This is a genomic window from Priestia sp. P5_B4 (genome assembly GCF_056400385.1).
Window position 1 is genome coordinate 1 of sequence record NZ_JBFULJ010000110.1, and the last position, 8821, is coordinate 8821.

7 protein-coding genes are annotated in these 8821 nt (G+C 39.1%); 5 read left to right on the top strand and 2 right to left on the bottom strand.

Going from position 1 to position 8821, the window contains the following annotated elements:
- From AC1DRF_RS11630 to AC1DRF_RS11645, 4 genes are all read left to right on the top strand, one after another.
- A partial coding sequence (locus AC1DRF_RS11630; RefSeq protein ID WP_477740789.1) for an NADPH-dependent FMN reductase occupies positions 1-344 on the top strand: 344 nt, incomplete at its 5' end.
- Entirely contained in the window at positions 344-1561 is a 1218-nt protein-coding gene (locus AC1DRF_RS11635; RefSeq protein WP_477740790.1) for an MFS transporter, read from the top strand. The genes AC1DRF_RS11630 and AC1DRF_RS11635, both read left to right, overlap by 1 nt.
- A 132-nt stretch (positions 1562-1693) precedes the next feature.
- A complete protein-coding gene (locus AC1DRF_RS11640; protein WP_477740794.1) occupies positions 1694-4900 on the top strand; it encodes an SNF2 helicase associated domain-containing protein in 3207 nt (1068 codons plus the stop codon).
- A gap of 17 nt (positions 4901-4917) precedes the next feature.
- A complete protein-coding gene (locus tag AC1DRF_RS11645) occupies positions 4918-5574 on the top strand; it encodes an MtnX-like HAD-IB family phosphatase (RefSeq protein WP_427076465.1) in 657 nt (218 codons plus the stop codon).
- 11 nt (positions 5575-5585) lie between these two features.
- On the opposite strand, the gene AC1DRF_RS11650 is transcribed toward AC1DRF_RS11645, so the two are convergent.
- Together AC1DRF_RS11650 and AC1DRF_RS11655 are read right to left on the bottom strand one after the other, a co-directional pair.
- Positions 5586-6680, bottom strand: coding sequence for an acetyl-CoA C-acyltransferase (locus AC1DRF_RS11650; protein WP_477740791.1), 1095 nt, complete (start codon positions 6678-6680; stop codon positions 5586-5588).
- Positions 6681-6693: 13 nt separating this feature from the next.
- A complete protein-coding gene (locus AC1DRF_RS11655) occupies positions 6694-7251 on the bottom strand; it encodes a biotin transporter BioY (RefSeq protein ID WP_477740792.1) in 558 nt (185 codons plus the stop codon).
- A 154-nt stretch (positions 7252-7405) separates the two neighbouring features.
- Here AC1DRF_RS11655 and AC1DRF_RS11660 point away from each other — a divergent pair.
- Positions 7406-8821: class I adenylate-forming enzyme family protein (locus AC1DRF_RS11660; protein WP_477740793.1), on the top strand; the 1416-nt coding region annotated here is incomplete at its 3' end.

The window sequence follows — 8821 nt, forward strand, 5'->3', positions numbered from 1 at the left end:
GTATTTTACTTGCGACGCCCGAGTACCACGGAGCTATGAGCGGAGCGTTAAAAAACGCGTTTGACTTCTTAAACAGTGCGTATTTTGCGCATAAGCCCGTAGCACTTTTAGCAGTATCAGGAGGAGGAAAAGGAGGCATTAATGCTTTAAATAACCTTAGAACCGTTACACGCGCCTTGTATGCGAATGTTCTATCTAAGCAGTTGGTATTAGACCCTGCAGACATCGTGGAAAAAGGGACTTTACGAAAAAACGCAGCTGACGGAATTCATGAATTAGTTAATGAGCTGATTCTGTATACACAAGTGTCTAAGCAAATTTTAGAAGCTAAGCAAAATGTTTGATGAAGGCGCTCTATAAAGACCGGCGCTTTCAGGCCGTAGTAGCTGCTAATGTTTTATCCTCTATCGGCTCCGGTATTACGATGCTTGCCATTCCTTTACTGTTAGTTGCATCTCCACATGGAAATAGACTATTTGGTACGATTATGCTGATTATGACGGTGATTAGCTTTATGGCTACTCCGTATATCGGCGTTCTTATTGATCGAATGTCACGAAAGAAACTGCTGTTAACCGTAGAATTGACAGGTTTTATCACGGTCATGTTATTTGTAATCGTCGGTTTTGTTGCAGACTATTCAACGATTCACTACGTCATTTTGTACGGAACCGGAAACCTTTACTACACGTTTTTTTATCCAACGATTTTCGCTTTAAATCAAGAAGTTTTTTCAAAAGATGCGTTTCAATCATTAAACAGTATCATGGAAATACAAGGGCAGCTATCGAGTATGCTTGCAGGAGCTTTGGCGAGTCTAGTCATTACTCGTTGGTCGCTTCAATGGATTTTAACAGTCGATGCAGCTACGTATATAGCTGCATTTCTTTGTCTATTGAGTATTCCATATAAACAAAACAGGGAACGAAACGACAAGAAACACACTGCTATGAAAGAAGGGTTAACATTTATAAAAGAAAATCGCTCGGTCTCTATTTTTTTACTGCTTTCTTTTATGCCTTTCATCGCTGTGATGATGACGAACTATTTATTTCCTATTTATCTGACTCAAGAATTAAACGCAAGTCCAGCAGCATATGGGATTGAAAGTGCTGTATATGGTTTCGGGGCGTTAACGGCAGGGTTATTCATCGTATCTATTATGAAAAGAATAGGCACAGAGCTAGCGATTATGCTGAATATAAGCCTTTTTGCACTCGGAATATCTATCATCTTCTTTATGAAGCTTTTGCCTGTTTATTTTTCTATTGTGTTTCTTCTTGCTTTTGCAAATGCAGGTACAAGAGTAGCTCGAAATACGTTTATGATGCAGAAAATACCGAATATCATCGTGGGAAGAGTCGACAGCTTTTTTCGCTTTATCACGTTAGGTATTCGAATTTTACTGATTTTCTTCTTTACGTACGTTACGGCTAACGATCGTATAGGACTGGCTTTTTTAGGACTTAGTCTGCTTTTATTATCATCCGCTGGAGCTGGCTGGATACTCTACAAAAGAAAACAGCGAAAACAGTCCGTATTGCTTAAGAGTGTTTTATAATGTCTGTTGCATGTTATAATAGAGGAATTGACAAATAATGTTCAACGTTTATGACGTTGAACATTATTTGTTCTGAATAGAAATTAAACAGAAACAGCATTGACTGTTATGCGATTGGAAGATTGTGAAGCGATGATAAATAAAACATTAAACAAAGAACAATTAAAAGATTCGTACTCAAGCAGAACGTACTATAGAGGGCACACGTATTACAAGCAGGGGCGTGTGCTTGATTTGGAATACAATGAACAGACCACTACGTGGACAGCATCCGTYCGAGGTGCGGAAATGTATACAGTAATGGTTGAACAAAAAGGAAATTCTTTTTATTCATTCTGCGATTGTCCTGCTTATCACGAGTTTTCAGAATGCAAACACGAAGTAGCTGTTTTATTAACCATTTGCGATGAGCGAGCAAAGCCGCAGCCAATTAAAACAAAGCCTTTTCGCCAAAGCAAAGAATACGAAAATGTAAATCACTTTATCGACTTATTTTCGAGCTATCAGCAAACAATAAGCGACCACAGAAAGTATGCAGATAAAGATCCGTTGAAAGTGGAATTTATTTGCAAGTCTTACTCAGAAGAATTTTTACGTTCAGAAGGAATGTACGTAGCGCTTGAAATGAAAGTAGGCGTCGATCGGACGTACGTAGTAAAAAACATTCAAGAATTTTTAACAGACGCTAAAGAATTCAAAACTCACGAATTTACCAAGCGCTTCGAATATGACCCGGCGGAACATTTTTTTATAGAAGAAGATAGGAAAATCATTGAGCTGCTGATGGATATTATGACAAATGAATCATTTTATAAAAATTCTTATTCTATGTATCGTTCGTCTGCAAATAACAGAGAACTAATCATTCCCTCCATCATAGCCAAAGAGTTATTTCAATTGCTCAAAGATCGGAACTTTACATTTATTCATGACGGGCACTCATATGAAAATATTATCTTTGCTGAAAGCTCAGCTCCTTTTTCGTTTCAGTTAAATAAGCACCCGGCAGCTGGATTTGAACTAGACTTTACGGAGCTTCATCAAGCTTCGTTTTTTGATCGATACGGGTGGCTATTTTTAAAGGGGACGTTTTATGAGCTATCTCAAGATCAGCGTATGCTTCTTGAAGGGCTTCGGAAAACGGCGCCTTTGAAGCCAGTCGTACCTATAGCAGAAGAGCAGATGGGCAATTTTTTATCTCACGTCGTTCCAGGACTAAAAAAAGTGGGGAAAGTGGATATCGCAAAAGAAGTATCCCATCAGATTATTGCACCTGAACTAAAAGCAAAAGTATTTATTGACCAGGAAGATGAACAGCTGTTTGTGACGCTTCGGTACCATTATGGGGAGATTTCAGTTAATCCATTTTCACCTCAACCTGAAAAGTACGATAAAATCTTAATACGAGATTTAGAAAAAGAAGACCGCGTGATGGATTTAATTGAAACAGCTCCTTTAAACATTTATAAAAACCAGCTGTATTTAAATCAAGATGAATCATCTTTATATGAATTTTTGTTTCATATTGTTCCAAAGCTTGATGAAATAGCGGATGTGTATATTACGGATGAGATGAAAGATTATGCTTATACGGATTTTTCTGCGCCAGTAACAACGGTTGACATCAAAAACAGCAATGGATTATTAGAAATTAATTTTGATTTAGGAGACATTAATCATCAGACCGTTCAAGATGTTTTAAAATCTGTTTTAGAAAAGAAAAGCTATCATCGTCTAGATAACGGTGCGTTTATTCCTCTTGAAAACGAAGGATTTGAGCATATTCAAAATCTGTTTCGTGAGCTGAACGTAACCGAGAAAGACTTAAAGGATAACTCATTGCAAGTACCTTTATACAGAGGAATGCAAGTGGAAGAGATTATGAGTGCGGGTGATAAATCAGCGGCTAAGTTCGGCTCAGCATTTAAAAGATTACTTACACAGCTCAAATCTCCAGAGGAAATGGATTGGGAAGTACCGGAATCCTTGCAGGCATCACTGCGTGATTATCAGTACAATGGGTTTAAGTGGTTTAAATCTCTGGCTCACTACTCTTTAGGAGGCGTGCTGGCTGATGATATGGGGCTTGGAAAAACGCTTCAAAGCATTGCCTATATCCTATCTGAAAAAGAGCTTGATGAAGATAGCAGTGCTTTTTTAATTGTTGTGCCGGCTTCCTTGATTTATAACTGGCGAAACGAATTGGAGAAATTTGCACCGAATTTAACGGTTCAAACCATTACAGGAACGCCGAGCGAGCGTGAGGAGAAGCTAAAACGCACAGCTGACGTATGGATTACATCTTACCCAACGCTGCGTCAAGATATCGATTTGTATCAGCATCTTCATTTTCATGCTTTAATTCTAGATGAGGCTCAAAGTATTAAAAATCATACAACGAAAACAGCAGTAGCTGTTAGGACTATTTCAGCTAAAAAACGTTTTGCGCTGAGCGGTACGCCTATTGAAAACTCACTTGATGAGCTTTGGTCAATTTTTCAGACCATTCTTCCTGGCTTATTTCCAGGGCTTCGCCAGTTTAAAAACATGTCATCGGAGCAGGTCAATCGAATTGTAAGACCATTTTTACTGCGACGAGTAAAAAAGGATGTGTTAAAAGAACTGCCTGATAAAATTGAAACAACTCATTTATCTGAGCTGACTAAAGAACAAAAAGAATTATATGTAGGGTATTTAGAACAGTTAAAATCATCTTTAGCCGGTGAAGATTTTAATAAAAACCGAATGAAGATCTTGGCAGGATTAACAAGACTTCGCCAGATTTGCTGTCATCCGTCTTTATTCGTTGAAAATTATGAAGGGGATTCAAGCAAATTAGAGCAGCTGCTTGAGATTACAAGAAATGCGGTTGCCAACGGAAAACGTTTGTTAATCTTCTCTCAGTTTACAAGCATGCTTCACATTATTCGAGAAGAGCTCCAAAAAGAAAATCTCTCATACTTTTATTTAGACGGTCAAACGCCATCAAAAGAACGAGTGGAAATGGCCGATCGGTTTAATAATGGAGAACAAGACATTTTCTTAATTTCATTAAAAGCCGGAGGCACAGGCTTAAATTTAACGGGAKCCGATACGGTTATTTTATATGACTTATGGTGGAACCCGGCGATTGAAGAACAAGCAGCAGGACGTGCACACCGCATTGGGCAAAAAAATGTTGTGCAGGTTATCAAGCTTATTTCTCAAGGAACCATCGAAGAAAAAATTTACGGCTTGCAGCAAAAGAAAAAAGAACTCATCGAACAGGTTATTCAGCCGGGAGAAACAATGCTTTCTAGTTTGACAGAAGAAGAGCTTCGAGAACTGCTTAGTATGTAGCAAAGGACGTGTAAGGAATGAAAAAATGGGCGTTTGTATCAGATTTTGATGGAACAATTTCAAAAAAAGATTTTTACTGGATTGTGATTGAAAAGTATTTTCCAGAAGGTGAAGAGCTTTTCCGCCGATGGAAAGCAGGAGAAATGAAAGATATTGATTTTTTATCTACTGTTTTTCAATCCATTCATCAAGAAGAACCGAAAATTTTAGAAGAAGTAGCGAATATTCCAATTGATGAATACGTGCCCGCTTTTATTAAAGCTGTTCAGGAAAACGGCGGAGATTTTTATATTTTAAGCGCTGGAACAACGTACTATATTAAACCGATTTTAGATAAATACGGTGTTGAAAAAGTGGAAGTTTATTCAAATGAAGGATATTTCCATCAAAACAACGTTCATCTGCGTCTAGATCCTGCTCACAGATGGCATTCAGAACGCTACGGCATTGATAAATCTGCTGTTATTCAAGAACTAAAGGAAGCATACGAAACGATTTATTTTGCTGGAGACAGCGAGCCGGATTCGCATCCGGCAAAATATGCAGATGTCACATTTGCAAAAGATTCTTTGCAAGATTTACTGCTCGAACAAAACGTTTCATTTGTTCCGGTTGAAACATTTGAAGATATTGAGCAATATTTAATACAACACAACTTGATAAGAAAAGGATAAAAACAGCGGTATTATTTGATTACTTCAAATAATACCGCTGTTCCTATTCCGCCTCCGCTTCCTAAAGCAGCTATGACATATCGCACATCACGGCGCTTGCTTTCATAAAAAAGACGTGTAGCTAAAATAGCTCCTGATGCTCCGTACGGGTGTCCTAGGGTCAATGCTCCACCGCGAACATTTACTTTCTCTTCAGATATCCCGAGTTCTTGCATACAAGCGACAACTTTAACGGCAAATGCTTCATTTATTTCAAATAAGTCAATATCATCTACCGTAAGAGAATTTCGCTTTAAGATATTTTTAATCGCAGAAACGGGCGCAATAGCAGGGTAAAGAGGTGACACTCCTGAAATATCAGCGTCGATAAAGCGGAAAACGGGCTGAAAGCCTAAGGCCCGTGCTTTTTGCTCTTCCATCACAAGTGTAATGCAGGCTCCGTCGTTAATTCCACAGCAGTTGGCTGCAGTGACGGTGCCTTCTTTTTTAAAAAAGACAGGGCTGGCTTTTTGCAGCAGCTTTGTTAGGTTTCGTTTTTTCATAAATGCTTCATCATGCATCAAGTTTGGAAGAGGAAGCGTTTCTTCTTCAAACAATCTCTTTTCAAAAGCCTCCCAGCTTCTTTCATGACTTAAAAGAGCATACCTGTCCTGCTGATCTTTAGATATATTGTATCGCTGAGCTACGTTTTCTGCTGCGATCCCCATGTCAGGGTCACCAATTTTATCAGGAGAAAAACGTGCTCTTTTTTCAAAAGGAGAAGTACTTGTACTTTCAACGCCTMCAGCTAAATAACATGTTCCAGCGCCTGCTTTTATCAAATAGCTGGCCATTCGAATCGCCTCTAAGCCTGCTCCGCACTGACGATCAATGGYCATTCCAGGAACAGAAAAAGGGAGGTCTGCTTCTAAAGCGGATAGCCTAGCTACGTTTCCTCCTGGACCTACAACATTCCCTAAAATAATGTCATCAATTTCATGTTCAATTCCAGCGCTAAGGTGTTTTAATAAAGGAGCCGTTAGCTCTTGAACATGAAAATCTTTCAGTATACCGTTTTCTTTTCCAATGACCGTACGCTTCGCTTTTACAATTGCTGCTTGATACATAATTATCACTTCCTTACATAGAAGCCGTTTTAGAACGACCAGGTACCGCTACTGCTTTTCGAACTTTTGTAATTAAATACGCCGCAACCACTGCTTTTATACAGTCACCTGGAAGGTAAACGAAACTTAGCTGAAGAGACTTCAGAAACGGAATGTGAAGCTGCATCGCCTGTACAGGAATGCCGCATGCATATACCAACCCAATCCCAAATAACACATTTACGGTAAACGCCTTTGCAACCGTTACATTTTTTAATCGTGACAGCGTCCAGCCGATAAAGAAAGCCGCAAACACATAGCCAATGATATACCCAGCACTCGGACTCAAAAATACCCCGATTCCCCCGCGTCCTCCAGCAAGTAAAGGAACGCCAGCTGCTAGCAAACATAAAAAAAGAAATTGACTTAAAGTTCCTAACCTAGCTCCAAGAATTCCCCCCGATAGCATAACACCCATAGGCTGAAGAGTAATCGGAACGGGTGTAAAGGATAAAAAAATAGGCGGGACGAGTCCTAGAGCTCCCATTATAGCTGTGAATAATGCAACGTACGTCATATCTTTTGTTTTCATCGTAAACCTCCGCTATGTATAATAAAACATGACTATCGTATCTTATTAAACTTAAATTAGTCAACTTTATTTTTATGTAAGTTTACATTTTTCTTTTCTCAAACGTACATTTAAGGTACACTAGAAGTAAAAGAAAAAGGGAGCTTACGCAGTAATGAAACGAATTGAAGAACTAATTTTTTATCAGTGTCAACAGACGCCTGACAAACTGGCACTATCGGATTCTATTAATAAGCTAAGCTATGGTCAAATGTGGGATCATGTATGCAAAGCCGAAAAACAGCTGAAAGAAAAAGGGGTGGAAAAAGGAGAGCTCGTTGCTTTAAGTATGCCAAACAATGCAGAAGCTGTTGTGTCATTTTTAGCGATTTTGAAGGCCGGTGGAATTGTGATGCTTTTACATAATGAGCTAACAGAGGCTGAAGTGGATACCTATTTTTCTATTCAATCCCCAAATTGGCTATGGAAAACATCTTCTTTAACTAACATAACAAAAGAAAAACCAATCCTGCCCGTACGGCAAGTGAATGCACTGTCCGATCTATTTTTATTTGGATTTACCTCTGGATCAACAGGGAGACCAAAAGGGTTTGTAAAATCGCATTATTCTTGGTCTTCATCATTTCAAGAGTGGTCGGATATATTTTCTTTAGAGCAACACGACAAGGTGCTTGTTCCTTTACATATCTCGTATTCTGCCCAGCTTTACCCAGTTTTGCATGCGCTTTGCAGCGGTATGCACGCTATCATGCTAGAAGCGTTTACACCTTCGGCTGTTTTTAACAAGGAAGCTAGCTGTATGTCTATTACACCTGCATTAATTTCTCCATTGCTTCGTTATGTACAAAGCAGACCAAAAGAACAACGACTTCTGCCAAAAACCGTAATTTCAGTAGGCAATAAATTATCTCCTTCCGTTCGAAAGAAGTTTTCACAAGCGTTTCCTAATTCCTCTCTGCATGAATATTACGGATCTTCCGAAATGGGATTTGTTACGGTGCTTTCACCAGATACAGCTGAAACGATGCCTCATACGGTAGGTTATCCCGTTGACAGTGTAGACGTTTTAATTCTTAACGAACGTGGAAAAGAAGTAAAAAAAGGAGACAAAGGAACACTATTTGTAAAAACAAATCAAGCATTTGAAGGGTTTGTTAAGGACAGCGAAGAAACGAACCGCTCGTTTTTTAACGGATATGTTACGTCGCACGATATCGCGATTCAGCTTCAAGATGGAAGCATTACCATCGTAGGAAGAGACAAAAACGTAATCAAAAGCAGCGGAAGTCTAGTGTATGCTGAAGAAATTGAAGAGCTGCTTTTACAAATACCGGGCGTTAGCGAAGCAGCCGTTTTTAGCGTGGTAGATACTGAACGTTCAGAAGTCGTAGGTGCAGCAATTGTCTTAGAGAACGTTTCTCTTTCTGATGTGAGACAAGCGCTGACAAAACGAGTATCTGCCTATAAAATCCCGCGCGTCTGGAGAGTTTTAACGTCCTTTCCGCGAATGAAAAATGGTAAAATTGACAAAGCAACGATATACAGCTACTTTACAGAGAAAGAAGGGAAG

Bases quoted from the DNA above. Each gene is read 5' to 3' on its own strand.
- AC1DRF_RS11635 (WP_477740790.1), top strand. From the start codon at position 344: ATGAAGGCGCTCTATAAAGACCGGCGCTTTCAGGCCGTAGTAGCTGCT.
- AC1DRF_RS11645 (WP_427076465.1), top strand. From the start codon at position 4,918: ATGAAAAAATGGGCGTTTGTATCAGATTTTGATGGAACAATTTCAAAA.
- AC1DRF_RS11655 (WP_477740792.1), bottom strand. From the start codon at position 7,251: ATGAAAACAAAAGATATGACGTACGTTGCATTATTCACAGCTATAATG.